15 protein-coding genes are annotated in these 11,957 nt (G+C 64.5%); 3 read left to right on the top strand and 12 right to left on the bottom strand.

Features of this window, described 5'->3' with window-relative positions; all coding sequences use genetic code 11:
• Positions 1-2 precede the first annotated feature (2 nt).
• A complete protein-coding gene (locus tag ACEN98_RS10215; RefSeq protein ID WP_413383988.1) occupies positions 3-698 on the top strand; it encodes an SOS response-associated peptidase in 696 nt (231 codons plus the stop codon).
• Here the strand turns inward: ACEN98_RS10215 and ACEN98_RS10210 are convergent.
• From ACEN98_RS10210 to ACEN98_RS10200, 3 genes are all read right to left on the bottom strand, one after another.
• Positions 690-2,702, bottom strand: coding sequence for a putative bifunctional diguanylate cyclase/phosphodiesterase (locus ACEN98_RS10210; RefSeq protein ID WP_413383986.1), 2,013 nt, complete (start codon positions 2,700-2,702; stop codon positions 690-692). The two genes, ACEN98_RS10215 and ACEN98_RS10210, sit on opposite strands and share 9 nt — an antisense overlap.
• Entirely contained in the window at positions 2,699-3,241 is a 543-nt protein-coding gene (locus ACEN98_RS10205; protein WP_413383984.1) for a heme NO-binding domain-containing protein, read from the bottom strand. Before ACEN98_RS10205 ends, ACEN98_RS10210 begins: the two co-directional genes overlap by 4 nt.
• A 124-nt stretch (positions 3,242-3,365) precedes the next feature.
• Positions 3,366-3,848 (bottom strand): nuclear transport factor 2 family protein, encoded by a 483-nt coding sequence (locus ACEN98_RS10200; protein ID WP_413383982.1) that lies wholly within the window; start codon positions 3,846-3,848, stop codon positions 3,366-3,368.
• Positions 3,849-3,979: 131 nt separating this feature from the next.
• On the opposite strand from ACEN98_RS10200, the gene ACEN98_RS10195 reads away from it, so the two are divergent.
• The gene (locus ACEN98_RS10195) at positions 3,980-4,231 is read left to right on the top strand and encodes a DUF3297 family protein (RefSeq protein WP_413341783.1); all 252 of its coding nucleotides are present in this window, start codon (positions 3,980-3,982) and stop codon (positions 4,229-4,231) included.
• Positions 4,232-4,302: 71 nt separating this feature from the next.
• Here ACEN98_RS10195 and ACEN98_RS10190 read toward each other — a convergent pair whose 3' ends face one another.
• Positions 4,303-5,109: a nucleotidyltransferase domain-containing protein gene (locus tag ACEN98_RS10190; RefSeq protein WP_413383980.1), complete on the bottom strand. Its 807-nt coding sequence runs from the start codon at positions 5,107-5,109 to the stop codon at positions 4,303-4,305.
• Positions 5,110-5,159: 50 nt separating this feature from the next.
• Between ACEN98_RS10190 and ACEN98_RS10185 the strand changes: the two genes are divergently transcribed.
• Positions 5,160-5,600: a glycosyltransferase gene (locus ACEN98_RS10185; protein ID WP_413383978.1), complete on the top strand. Its 441-nt coding sequence runs from the start codon at positions 5,160-5,162 to the stop codon at positions 5,598-5,600.
• Here the strand turns inward: ACEN98_RS10185 and ACEN98_RS10180 are convergent.
• From ACEN98_RS10180 to sdhC, 8 genes are all read right to left on the bottom strand, one after another.
• Positions 5,503-6,063 (bottom strand): TetR/AcrR family transcriptional regulator, encoded by a 561-nt coding sequence (locus ACEN98_RS10180; RefSeq protein WP_413383976.1) that lies wholly within the window; start codon positions 6,061-6,063, stop codon positions 5,503-5,505. The genes ACEN98_RS10185 and ACEN98_RS10180 overlap by 98 nt on opposite strands.
• Positions 6,060-6,596, bottom strand: a complete 537-nt coding sequence (locus ACEN98_RS10175; RefSeq protein WP_413383973.1) for a dihydrofolate reductase family protein — start codon at positions 6,594-6,596, stop codon at positions 6,060-6,062. Before ACEN98_RS10175 ends, ACEN98_RS10180 begins: the two co-directional genes overlap by 4 nt.
• 91 nt (positions 6,597-6,687) lie before the next feature.
• Positions 6,688-7,989 (bottom strand): citrate synthase, encoded by a 1,302-nt coding sequence (gene gltA / locus ACEN98_RS10170; RefSeq protein WP_413342146.1) that lies wholly within the window; start codon positions 7,987-7,989, stop codon positions 6,688-6,690.
• A 63-nt stretch (positions 7,990-8,052) separates the two neighbouring features.
• Positions 8,053-8,319, bottom strand: a complete 267-nt coding sequence (locus ACEN98_RS10165; protein ID WP_036240314.1) for a succinate dehydrogenase assembly factor 2 — start codon at positions 8,317-8,319, stop codon at positions 8,053-8,055.
• Between the two features lie 151 nt (positions 8,320-8,470).
• A complete protein-coding gene (locus ACEN98_RS10160; RefSeq protein ID WP_056132068.1) occupies positions 8,471-9,181 on the bottom strand; it encodes a succinate dehydrogenase iron-sulfur subunit in 711 nt (236 codons plus the stop codon).
• 128 nt (positions 9,182-9,309) lie between these two features.
• Positions 9,310-11,088 carry a succinate dehydrogenase flavoprotein subunit gene (gene sdhA / locus ACEN98_RS10155; RefSeq protein ID WP_413383971.1) on the bottom strand — a complete coding sequence of 593 codons (1,779 nt, stop codon included), beginning with the start codon at positions 11,086-11,088 and terminating at the stop codon, positions 9,310-9,312.
• A gap of 2 nt (positions 11,089-11,090) precedes the next feature.
• Positions 11,091-11,462 carry a succinate dehydrogenase, hydrophobic membrane anchor protein gene (gene sdhD / locus ACEN98_RS10150; protein WP_413383969.1) on the bottom strand — a complete coding sequence of 124 codons (372 nt, stop codon included), beginning with the start codon at positions 11,460-11,462 and terminating at the stop codon, positions 11,091-11,093.
• Positions 11,463-11,464: 2 nt separating this feature from the next.
• Positions 11,465-11,887, bottom strand: coding sequence for a succinate dehydrogenase, cytochrome b556 subunit (gene sdhC, locus ACEN98_RS10145; protein WP_413342140.1), 423 nt, complete (start codon positions 11,885-11,887; stop codon positions 11,465-11,467).
• Positions 11,888-11,957 lie beyond the last annotated feature (70 nt).

The following is an 11,957-nucleotide window of genomic DNA, read 5'->3' as shown; positions in this document are numbered from 1 at the left end:
CCATGTGCGTCAACTACCGCCCCCCGCTGCCCGAACAACTCGACATGGTGCTCGGCACCCTCGTCGACCTGTATCGCGACTGGGACTGGCCCAGCGAAACGTGGAAGGATTACACGGCCCCGATCGTGCGCGCGGGGCCGGACGGCGAACGCGTGCTGCAGCTCGCGAGCTACGGCATGGTCCCGCGCCGCCACATCCCGGCCGGTGTCAAACCGTTCGACACGATGAACGCGCGCGCCGAATCGCTGGGCGAAAAGCGCTCGTTCGCCCCGGCCTGGCGCCGTACCCAGTTGTGCGCCGTGCCGATGACCTGTTTTTATGAGCCCAACTACGAGAGCGGCCGCGCCGAACGCTTCGGCATCGGCATGCGGGACGACGCCGTGTTCTTCGTGGCGGGCCTGTGGCGCGAGTGGTCGGAGGCCGACGGGACGATCGCGGCGTCGTTCACGCAGATCACGATCAACGCGGACGATCATCCGCTGATGCGGCGCTTCCACAAGCCAGACGACGAAAAGCGCGCGCTCGTCGTGCTGCCGCCGGACGACGTCGACGCGTGGCTGCACTGCCGCGATCCGGAGCTGGCGCGCAGCTTCCTGCGGCCTTATCCGGCGGAAGAGATGAAGGCATGGGCTGCGCCGAAGGCGCCCGTGAAGAAATCGCCGCCGCCGTCGGCGCCGCAGAACCTCGAGTTATTCTGATCCGAACTGCCCGGCCAGTACCCGCGTGGCGGGCTCCGTCGCAAGGGGGCGGTAGTAATAATAGCCCTGCACGAGGTCGCTGCCCATCTCGCGCAACAGCGCCAGCTCGGCTTCGGTCTCCACGCCTTCCGCCACCACGTCCATGCCGAGCGCGCGGGCCAGCGTAAGGACCACCTCGACGATCTGGCGCTTGTCGTCGTGGCAATCGAGCTTGCTGACGAACGAGCGGTCGATCTTCAGCGTGTCGATCGGCAGGCGGCGCAGGTAGCTGAGCGACGAGTAGCCGGTGCCGAAATCGTCCAGGCTGACCCGCACGCCCAGCGCCTTCAATTGCGCGAACGCGGCCAGTGCCCTTTCGGCGTCCGCCATCACGGCGGTTTCGGTCAGCTCGAGCTTGAGCGTGGCGGGCGCGATGCCCGTCTCGGCCAGCACATGCGTCACCACGCCGACGAGGCCCTCGTCCGTGAACTGGACCGCCGACACGTTCACGCTCATCGTCAGGTGCATGTCGAAGGCCTGCTGCCAGTCGCGCAGCTGGCGGCACGCCTCCCCCAGCACCCATGCGCCGATCGGCTCGATCAGGCCGGTTTCTTCGAGGATCGGGATGAACCGGGCCGGCGGCACGAGGCCATGTACCGGATGGCGCCACCGCAGCAGGGCTTCGAAACCGCGCACCCGGCCGTCGAGCGGGGCAACGATCGGCTGGTACTCCAGGAAGAACTCCCGGCGGTCCATCGCGTAGCGCAGATCGGCTTCCATCCGCAGGCGGCTCACGGCAGCCCGCTGCATGGCCTGGTCGAACATCATCCAGCGCGCGCGCCCCGTGCGTTTGGCGTGGTACATCGCGATGTCGGCATCGCGCACGATGTCCTCGACGTGGGCGTAGCCGGTCGCGCTCAGGGTGATGCCCACGCTGGCGGTCACGAACACGCGCTGATCGGCCACGTCGAAGGGTTCGGCCAGCACGCTCATGATGCGCTCCGCGACCAGGATCGCATGTTCGGCGCTGCCGACCTGGTCGAGCAGGATCACGAATTCATCGCCGCCGAGACGCGCGACCAGGTGCTCGTGCGCGAACGCGACATCGCGCGCCACCATGTCGTTCTGGCGCAGGCAGGCCGACAGTCGCCGGGCCGCAGCGATGATCAACTGGTCGCCGCACTGGTGTCCCAGGCCGTCGTTGATCGACTTGAAGCGGTCCAGGTCCACGAACAGCACGGCGAAATGGTCGCCCGGCTTGCGCCGCGTGCGCTGCAGCAGGTGCTCGAGACGTTCCAGGAACAGCCTGCGGTTGCCCAGCTGCGTCAGGGGATCGTGCAGCGCATTGTGCATGAGCTTGTCCCGCGCGCGGCAACGCTCGAACACGCGGCCGAGCTGCGTGCCGACCTGGGCCATCAGGCGCAGCAGCGATTCGTCCGGCGCCTCGCGCTTGCGGCTGAAAAACTTGACCACCGCGACCACTTCGCTGGCGATCATCACCGGAAACGCGACGAGCGAAGCAAACCCCGCGCCGACGATCAGTGGCAGGCGCGGCAGCTCGACCGTGCCCGAGCCATCGGTGGCCAGCCATTCCGGCCTGCCGCTCAGCGCGACCCGCCCTGGCAGCCCGACGCCGGGCGCGAACATGTCGGCGTCGGTGCGCGTTCGCAGTTCCTGGACCGGACTGGCCCCATTGCGCGCAGCCTCGTCATACCAGATGCCGGTGGCGTTGAGCCGCTGCTGCCCTCGCGGCCCCGACACCAGCCACAGGGTGCCGAGGGGCGAACTCACATAGCGACACATTGCCTCGAGCGCGCGCCCCATCGCGGCATGGACGTCGTCCGCCTCGTTGGCGGCCACCGCGATACTCTCCAGCAGGGCAATTTCTTGCTGCCGCTGGTACAAATCACGCAGGCCCCGCTCGGCGATCGCCTCGGCTTCATGGCGCGCGGCCGCTTCGCGCCGCACGCGCCGCTGGAGGCGGGCGATCTCCGCTGCGGCTTCCGCATTGTCGAGCCCGTTCATGCCGGCTCGAAGCGCACGTGGAACTCGCAGCGGCGATCGCCGCGGTGCATGCATTCGTGCTGTTCGAGCTCGATCCGCTCGCCGAAAAGCGTGGCGGCGCCGTGCATGAACCCATCGGCAAGCGCACACAAGCGGCGGGGGGAGTCGTAGCCGATCTTCAGCACGCCGGCGACGCTCGTATCGAAAGCGAAGACGGGCGTCCGCGCGCCGGGATAGAGCTTGCAGACCTCGGGATGAATGATGTTGTTCAGGCTCAGCAGGAAACTGCGCACGTTCGCATGGCTGTCGAAGATCACCGGGTAACGCCGTGCCAGCAGCGGCATCGCCCTGCGTCCAAACCAGCGCAACACGGTATCTTCCGGTATGTCCAGGGCGTCCGCTGCCGCACGCACCAGGGCCGCAATCTCGGCGTCGTCGTAACTGCCGAGCGATGTATAGGCGCCTTCCAGTCCTGCCGCATCGAGCAGCCGATCCCACGCGGCGTCGCCGTATGTGCTGCTGACGGCCTCTTCCAACAAATTAAAAACGATACCTTTCACTGCGCTCCCGTCGTGCCGTATTGCCGAAATGATTATTTCTGTTGAATTATATTAATAATACAATCGAACTAAATCAATCCTTAATGCGCTCGCTACGGGATATCCACAGTGAATAGTGCGCTATCTACCTTGATTCGGCCGTTTTCACCACCTCGATCACCTTCTTCGCCGCCTCGTTCGGCACCGCCAGCGACAGCTGGTAATGCACGATCTCGAACCCGGCCGGCGTCCTGCGGATGACGCCGCTGGCCATGCAATGGCCCATGTGTTCCGTGTCGAGCAATTCGTCGAACCAGATCATCGATCCATCCGCCGTCGCGTAGACATTGCGCCGCGTGGGATGAAAGACCCACGCGGCCTGCTTGCCCTCGAAGTATTTGCGGCCCCACTCGCGGAACGCGTCGCGCTGCCACAGCTCGGTGCGGTCCGTGCCGATATAGACGCCGTCCGGCGCCATCTTGTCGAAGTAGCGCATGCGCGCGTGCGCGGCGTCGTCGTGCCAGCCGTCGACGAACGCATTGACCTGCTGCGCGAGGGCCGGGTCGACGCCGGCGGCGTGCGCGAGGCCGGCCACGAACAGGCAGCAGGCGAGGATGAGCGATTTCATGGTCTTGATGTCCTCATGTGGCCAGGATCGGATGCCCTTCGGCCGAGCATAGCGAAATGGTGCAATTGCGTCCACCGGGACGGAGCACGCGGTGCTCGCGCGTGCGCGCGGAATCGTGGATAATTCCCGCCATGAACGATACTACCCAACTCCCACCCCTGCCCGACCGCCTGTCCATCGACCCGAAGAGCCCGCACCATGACGCGGAAGTCTTCAAGCACCCGGTCGGCATCCGTTTCAACGGCAAGGAACGCACGGACGTCGAGGAATACTGCCTGAGCGAAGGCTGGATCAAGGTCGCCGCCGGCAAGACCCTGGACCGCAAGGGCCGCCCGATGCTGATCAAGCTGAAAGGTACGGTCGAGGCGTATTACGCCGTCTGACCATTCATCGATAACGTGGACATGCCAAGGCCGCCGGGGCGATCCGGCGGCCTTTTCATTTTCGGCACATCTTACATTCCGATACCAATTTTTTGCATATATGCCAATACTTCCTGCTCAACGCCTTCATGTCGTTTCAGGTTGGAGTAATCGGCACGCAACTGGCGGTACAAGTCGACACTGACATGCAGCGCCCGCAGGCAGTCCGCCTTCGTACAGGAGGGGACCGTTTCCCGCAATGCGGCTGCGAAGTCCGGGGCCGCAGTTTCCAACCTGCGTACTCCTTGAGGCCGGGCACCCGCTCTGCGTAGTGCGAGTGGACCCAGTACATTGGACCGGACGTAGTTGATCATGTCGATGGCCTCGAAAATTTCTCCGCGGCCGATCTTCAACGCACCGTAGTGCATCCAGATCCAGAAACGTTCATCGATCCAGGCAATGTCTGGCTGAGGATAAACGCCACGACCTTGCGAGAGTGCGCCAGAAACGCGTTCGTCCCTCTGCCAGAGAACCGCGGGCTCCTCGACCCGGACATGCGCATCGGCCAAGGAAACGAACTTGAGATCGACGTGTATCAAAGGCGAACCATACAACGTGATGAGTACGCGTGGTTCCCCGACATGCTCGCCAGTGAATCCTGCCAGGTAGGTGCCAAGTTCTCGCGCGATCGCGACACGGTCGCGCAATACCTCATCCTGCTTGCCAGGCTCCGTGATGACGACCAGGTCCAGGTCCGAGAACTCATCCATATTATCGGTCAGGTAGGAGCCTGCGGCTGCTAACCCAAGAATCCTGGAATCTTCTGGTAACACACGCAATGCCACGTCGATGAATGCTCGATGGGCTTCAGGTAGCGTCTTTGGATAATGAGTAGGCATGATCGAAAGAAGATCCAAAACTGACAGCCTATCCGACAACACAACAGCAAATGTCTGATTTTCGTAGCGCGCCCCGCATCAACATATCCTCATCCGGCTGTATTCGCGCAGTCCGGAAGCGTGATCCGGCGCTGCTCGCCATGATGCGCGCGGCGGCCGACGTCCTGCCCCGCGATGCCGGCGACCGCATCGTCGTGCGCCTGCACGGCGACGCACCGGAAGACGCCAAGGAACGGATCCTGCGCGATGCCGACGTGTTCGTGCTGCCGGCCCGCCACGAGGGCTTCTGCGTCCCGATCGTGGAAGCGCTGGCCGCCGGCGGCAAGGTCATCGCCTGCGACAATTCGAACACGCCGGCCGTGACGGGTGGTCTCGCCAGCCTGTTGTCCCTGATCAACGTCGGCCGAATGACGCCTGCAGGCAGTCCAGCGCCTGCCGGTACGCCTCCCGCAACGCGTCCACGCGCGCCGCGTCGGCGCGGGCGGCGATGAGCGCAAGGCCGCTGCCGTGCGCGTGGTCGACGAGGATATCGCGCCACAGCAGGTGCGCCGGCGTGACGGCCGCGAGCAGCGCGGTCAGGCGGTCCGTGATCTCGCGGCTCGCGCCGGCGAAGGCCGCGGGCTCGGCAAAGATCGCGAGCGTCAGCTGCGGGTGCGCGACGACGGCGTCGTGATAGCGCGTCAGCAGCGTCCGGATCCCGTCGATGGGACCGGCGGCCGCGTCGACACCTTGCAGCACGTCGCCATACAACCGGTCCGACAACGCCCGCAACAGCCCGGCGCGGTCGGTCACATGGTGATACAGGCTCATCGGCGTCACGCCCAGCCGCGCCGCCAGCGCGCGCATCGTCAGGCCGGCGTCGCCATCCTCGTCCAGCAGGTCCAGCGCGGCATCCAGGATGGCGTCGCGCGTGACGCCCTGCCCGCGCGCGGGCCGGCCGCGCGGGCGCGTCATGGCAGCACGCGGTACGTGGATTGCACGAGGCCCGACGGGAAGCTGCGGCTGGCGACGAGGGCCAGGTCGCGGTCGGCCGGGAGTGCCCCGAACAGCGGCCGGCCCGCCCCGATCAGGACGGGCACCGTCGTGATGACCATGTCCTCGATCAGCCCGGCGCGCAGGAATGCCTGCACGACCTGGCCGCCGTCCACGTAGACGCGGCGGGCGCCGTCCTGCGCCAGGGCACGCATGGCATCGGGCGGTGACAGGTCCGCGAAACGCACCTTGCCGCGCAGGCGGTCGGGAACGGGCGTGCCGGCCAGTTGGCGCGACAGCACGAGCACCGGCCGGTCGTACGGCCAGGGATCGAACGTCGCGACCTTCTCGTAGCTGCCGCGGCCCATCACGATCGCGTCCTTGTCGGCGATGAAGGTGTCGTAGCCGTGGTCTTCGTTCGGGTCGTCGCGGGCGAGCAGCCAGCCGATGTCGCCGTCGGGGCGCGCGATGTAGCCGTCCAGGCTCGTGGCGATGAATACGTGTCCAGTCGTCATGAAGTCTCCTTATTTATACACTGTATATTTTATACGAAGGCGTAAAAAAAGCGAGCCCGCAGGCTCGCTTTCCGACGACGGGACAGGTCGATTAACGCTTGTCGATGGTCGGCACGTCGCGGACGGTCGAACCGACGAACAGCTGGCGCGGACGGCCGATCTTCTGTTCCGGATCGGCGATCATCTCGTTCCACTGGGCGATCCAGCCGATGGTACGGGCCATCGCGAAGATACCGGTGAACAGCGAGACCGGGATGCCCAGGGCCGACTGCACGATGCCCGAGTAGAAGTCGACGTTCGGGTACAGCTTGCGCGACACGAAGTAGTCGTCGTTCAGGGCGATCTTTTCCAGTTCCATCGCCAGCTTGAACAGCGGGTCGTCCTGCAGGCCCAGTTCGTTCAGCACTTCGTGGCAGGTTTCGCGCATCAGCTTGGCGCGCGGGTCGAAGTTCTTGTACACGCGGTGACCGAAGCCCATCAGCTTCACGCCCGAGTTCTTGTCCTTGACCTTCTCGATGAAGGCCGGGATGTTCTCGACCGAGCCGATTTCCTTCAGCATGTTCAGTGCGGCTTCGTTCGCGCCGCCGTGTGCCGGGCCCCACAGGCAGGCGATGCCGGCAGCGATACACGCGAACGGGTTGGCGCCCGACGAACCGGCCAGACGGACGGTCGAGGTCGATGCGTTCTGCTCGTGGTCGGCGTGCAGGATCAGGATGCGGTCCAGGGCGCGGACGAGGACGTCGTTGACCTTGTACTCTTCGCACGGGTTACCGAACATCATGCGCATGAAGTTCGCGCTGTACGACAGGTCGTTGCGCGGGTACACGAACGGCTGGCCGATCGAGTACTTGTATGCCATGGCGACGAGGGTCGGCAGCTTGGCGATCAGGCGGATGGCCGAGATCTCGCGCTGCTTGGCATCGTTGATGTCCAGCGAGTCGTGGTAGAACGACGCCAGGGCGCCGACGGTACCCACCAGCACCGACATCGGGTGCGCGTCGCGGCGGAAGCCGCGGAAGAAGAATTGCATCTGCTCGTGGACCATCGTGTGCTTGGTCACGGTGGCGACGAATTCTTCCTTCTGCTTGGCGTTCGGCAGTTCGCCGTTCAGCAGCAGGTAGCAGGTCTCCAGGAAGTCGCAGTTGACTGCCAGTTGCTCGATCGGGTAGCCGCGGTACAGCAGCTCGCCCTTGTCGCCATCGATGTAGGTGATGGCCGACTGGCAGGCGGCGGTCGACATGAAGCCAGGGTCATAGGTGAACTTGCCGGTCTGGCCGTACAGCTTGCGGATGTCGATGACGTCCGGGCCGATCGTGCCTTTGTAGATCGGCATGTCTACCGATGGGCTGCCGTCCGAGAACGACAGGGTGGCTTTGGTATCAGAGATGTTCATGGCACTTCCTTCTTTGGGAGGTGAGTCTACAAGACAAAATAAAACGAAATCTTCCGGTTTCGCTCAGGCTTGCCGCAGCCGCGCCACCAGGGCGCGGACGTGCGGGAGGTCGACCTCGCCTTCGGGCTCGGCGCGCCCCAGCAGCAGGTCCATCAGCGGGTTATCCGCCAGGTCCAGCAGACGGGTCAGCGCATCGACTTCCTCGTCCGTCATGGTTTCTTCATGCGCATCCAGGAAGCGCGTGAGGATCAGGTCGTTCTCGAGCAGGCCGCGGCGGGCGCGCCAGCGCAGGCGGGCACGGTTGGCGGGGTCGGATTGATGCGTATTCACACTAGAGTCCGTTGTTGGGTCAACACTATACTCCGGCTGCCGGATGCCGGCAGTACGGTAGTTTTACTGGGTTGTAGGGTGGGCTCCCCGAGCCCACGCGGAAGCCAACATGTCGCAGGCGTCACGCGTGGGCGGAGGCCGCCCACCCTACTCAGATCGCGCGGCGTACCAGCAATTCCTTGATCTTGCCGATGGCCTTGTTCGGGTTCAAACCCTTCGGGCACACGTCCGTGCAATTCATGATCGAGTGGCAGCGGAACAGGCGGTACGGGTCTTCCAGGTTGTCCAGGCGCTCGTTGGTCGCCTCGTCGCGCGAGTCGGCGATGAAGCGGTACGCCTGCAGCAGGCCGGCCGGACCGACGAACTTGTCCGGGTTCCACCAGAACGACGGGCACGACGTCGAGCAGCACGCGCACAGGATGCACTCGTACACGCCGTCCAGTTCTTCGCGTTCTTCCGGCGACTGCAGACGCTCTTTCTCCGGCGGGATCGAGTCGTTGATCAGGTACGGCTTGATCGAGTGGTACTGCTTGAAGAAGTTGGTCATGTCCACGATCAGGTCGCGGATGACCGGCAGGCCCGGCAGCGGACGCAGCACGATCGGCTGCGTCAGCTCGTTCAGGTTCGTCGTGCAGGCCAGGCCGTTCTTGCCGTTGATGTTCATCGCGTCCGAACCGCACACGCCTTCGCGGCACGAGCGGCGCAGCGCGAGCGAGTCGTCGACGTCGGACTTGATGCGCTGCAGGGCGTCCAGCAGCATCTTGTCGGTGTCTTTCAGCTCGACGGTGACGTCTTGCATATAGGGCTTCGAATCCTTGTCCGGATCGTAGCGGTAAATCTTCAGGTGGACTGTGCGTGCCATGTGTTACCTCATATTCTTAAATCGTAGGGTGGGCGGCCCTCCGCCCACGCGCGACGTTTGCGATCTGCCAGCTTCCGCGTGGGCTCGGGGAGCCCACCCTACCGGTTCGCGCATACCGAGACAGGTTCTTAGAACGTGCGGGGCTTCGGTTTGAACGTGTCGACGGTGAGCGGCTTGGTCACGACCGGCTTGTAGTCGAGACGGTTGCCTTCCGAGTAGAACAGGGTGTGCTTCATCCAGTTCACGTCATCGCGCTGCTCGTAGTCGCTGTGGGCGTGGGCGCCGCGCGATTCCTTGCGCGCCGCGGCCGACACGACGGTCGCCTTGGCCACTTCGATCAGGTTGTCCAGCTCGATCGCTTCGATGCGCGCCGTGTTGAACACCTTCGACTTGTCCTTGAACGAGACGTGCTTGCGGCGCTCGTCCAGGGCCATGATTTCCTTGACGCCTTCGTCCATCAGCGCCTGGGTGCGGAACACGCCGCAGTGCTTCTGCATCGTCGCGCGGATCGCGTTGGCCACGTCCTGCACCTTCTCGCCGCCGGTGGAGTTTTCCAGGCGGTTCAGGCGGCCCAGCGCGTAGTCCGCGAAATCCTTCGGCAGCGCGCGGTTGCCCTGCTCCTTCAGATTCTGCGCGACGATGTGGTTGCCAGCCGCGCGGCCGAACACGACGAGGTCGAGCAGCGAGTTCGTGCCCAGGCGGTTCGCGCCGTGCACCGACACGCACGAGCATTCGCCGATCGCGTACAGGCCATTGACGACCTTTTGCGAACCGGTGCCGTCAGGCGTGACGACCTGGCCGTGGATGTTGGTCGGGATGCCGCCCATCTGGTAGTGGATGGTCGGGACGACGGGGATCGGTTCCTTGGTCGCGTCGACGTTGGCGAACTTGTGGCCGATCTCGAGAATCGACGGCAGGCGCTTGCGGATCGTGTCCGCGCCGATGTGGCGCAGGTCCAGCAGCACGTGGTCCTTGTTCGGGCCCACGCCGCGGCCTTCCTTGATTTCCTGGTCCATCGAGCGCGAGACGAAGTCGCGCGGCGCCAGGTCTTTCAGGGTCGGCGCGTAGCGCTCCATGAAGCGTTCGCCGTTGCTGTTGATGAGGATACCGCCCTCGCCGCGCACGCCTTCCGTGATCAGCACGCCCGCGCCGGCCACGCCGGTCGGGTGGAACTGCCAGAACTCCATGTCCTGCAGCGGGATGCCGGCACGTGCCGCCATGCCGAGGCCGTCGCCGGTGTTGATGAAGGCGTTGGTCGACGCGGCGAAGATACGGCCCGCGCCGCCCGTGGCGAACACGGTCGTTTTCGCCTGCAGCATCATGACGTCGCCCGTTTCCATTTCGAGCGCGATCACGCCGAGGACGTCGCCGTCGGCGTTGCGGACCAGGTCCAGCGCCTGCCATTCGACGAAGAAGTGCGTGCGCGAGCGGACGTTACGTTGATACAGCGTGTGCAGCAGCGCGTGGCCGGTACGGTCGGCGGCGGCGCAGGCGCGCTGCACCGGCTTCTCGCCGAAGTTGGCGGTGTGGCCGCCGAACGGACGCTGGTAGATCGTGCCGTCCGGGTTGCGGTCGAACGGCATGCCGAAGTGTTCGAGCTCGTACACGACCTTCGGGGCTTCGCGGCACATGAATTCGATGGCGTCCTGGTCGCCCAGGTAGTCCGACCCCTTGACGGTGTCGAACATGTGCCAGTACCAGTCGTCCTCGCTCATGTTGCCGAGGGATGCGCCGATGCCGCCCTGCGCTGCCACCGTGTGCGAGCGGGTCGGGAACACTTTCGACAGCACGGCCACGTTCAGGCCCGCTTCGGACAGTTGCAGCGCCGCGCGCAGGCCGGAACCGCCGGCGCCGACGATGACGACGTCGAAATGGCGGACGGGGATGTTGGTGTTGATTGCTGCCACGATTACACGCTCCAGAGAATTTGCACAGTCCAGGCGGCGCAGGCGAGCAGCCAGAGCACCGTGGCGATCTGCAGGGTCAGGCGGATGCCGACCGGTTTGACGTAGTCCATCCAGATGTCACGGATGCCCACCCACACGTGGTAGAACAGGCCGAAGAACGTGACCATCGTGAAAAGCTTGAACCACTGGCGGGCGAACAGGCCGGCCCAGCCTTCGTACGTAAAATTCTGGCCGGTCAGGAACGAGACCAGCAGGATGACGGTGAAGATGACCATCACGATGGCGGTGACGCGCTGGGCCAGCCAGTCGCGCATGCCGTAGTGCGCGCCGACGACGAGGCGGCGCTGTCCGATATTCTTGGGGGTAGCAGCCATGATTAAAACACTCCGAACAGTTTGAGAGCGACCAGCAGGGTCAGCGCCAGGGCGACGACGAGCACGTAGCGCGCGGTGCGCTGCGCCGCGTCCTTGTCCAGGGCCATGTGGTTGTCCATGAACAGGTGGCGGATGCCGGCGCAGAAGTGGTGCAGGTAGCCCCAGGACAGGCCCAGGATGACGATCTTCGTGAACGGATGGCTGACGATCCCGGCGAAGTGCGCGAACGAGATCTCGGAACGGATGCTCTGCTCGAACAGGTAGAGCAGGAACGGCAGGAACAGGAACAGCACGAAGCCGCTGATACGGTGCAGGATCGACACGATGGCCGACGGCGGCTGCTTGTAGTTCATCGTGATGTCCGTAATGTTCACGTTACGGATCGGCTGCCCTCTTTTTTGCGCGTTCTTCACGGCTTCGGACATTGGAACACCTCCCTTAAAGCGTTTATTTATATTGACTCCGGACCACGCCGGTTGCTCTTCGACGCTTGCC

Source organism: Massilia sp. CT11-137 (genome assembly GCF_047302885.1).
Taxonomy (GTDB): domain Bacteria; phylum Pseudomonadota; class Gammaproteobacteria; order Burkholderiales; family Burkholderiaceae_D; genus Telluria; species Telluria orientalis.
The sequence above is the reverse complement of the archived record's forward strand: the minus strand, read 5'-3'. Positions and strand labels throughout refer to the sequence as shown.

Coding starts and splice junctions, on each gene's coding strand:
- ACEN98_RS10215 (WP_413383988.1), top strand. CDS start 3: ATGTGCGTCAACTACCGCCCCCCGCTGCCCGAACAACTCGACATGGTG.
- ACEN98_RS10210 (WP_413383986.1), bottom strand. CDS start 2,702: ATGAACGGGCTCGACAATGCGGAAGCCGCAGCGGAGATCGCCCGCCTC.
- ACEN98_RS10200 (WP_413383982.1), bottom strand. CDS start 3,848: ATGAAATCGCTCATCCTCGCCTGCTGCCTGTTCGTGGCCGGCCTCGCG.
- ACEN98_RS10195 (WP_413341783.1), top strand. CDS start 3,980: ATGAACGATACTACCCAACTCCCACCCCTGCCCGACCGCCTGTCCATC.
- ACEN98_RS10190 (WP_413383980.1), bottom strand. CDS start 5,109: ATGCCTACTCATTATCCAAAGACGCTACCTGAAGCCCATCGAGCATTC.
- ACEN98_RS10185 (WP_413383978.1), top strand. CDS start 5,160: ATGTCTGATTTTCGTAGCGCGCCCCGCATCAACATATCCTCATCCGGC.
- ACEN98_RS10180 (WP_413383976.1), bottom strand. CDS start 6,063: ATGACGCGCCCGCGCGGCCGGCCCGCGCGCGGGCAGGGCGTCACGCGC.
- ACEN98_RS10175 (WP_413383973.1), bottom strand. CDS start 6,596: ATGACGACTGGACACGTATTCATCGCCACGAGCCTGGACGGCTACATC.
- gltA (WP_413342146.1), bottom strand. CDS start 7,989: ATGAACATCTCTGATACCAAAGCCACCCTGTCGTTCTCGGACGGCAGC.
- ACEN98_RS10160 (WP_056132068.1), bottom strand. CDS start 9,181: ATGGCACGCACAGTCCACCTGAAGATTTACCGCTACGATCCGGACAAG.
- sdhD (WP_413383969.1), bottom strand. CDS start 11,462: ATGGCTGCTACCCCCAAGAATATCGGACAGCGCCGCCTCGTCGTCGGC.
- sdhC (WP_413342140.1), bottom strand. CDS start 11,887: ATGTCCGAAGCCGTGAAGAACGCGCAAAAAAGAGGGCAGCCGATCCGT.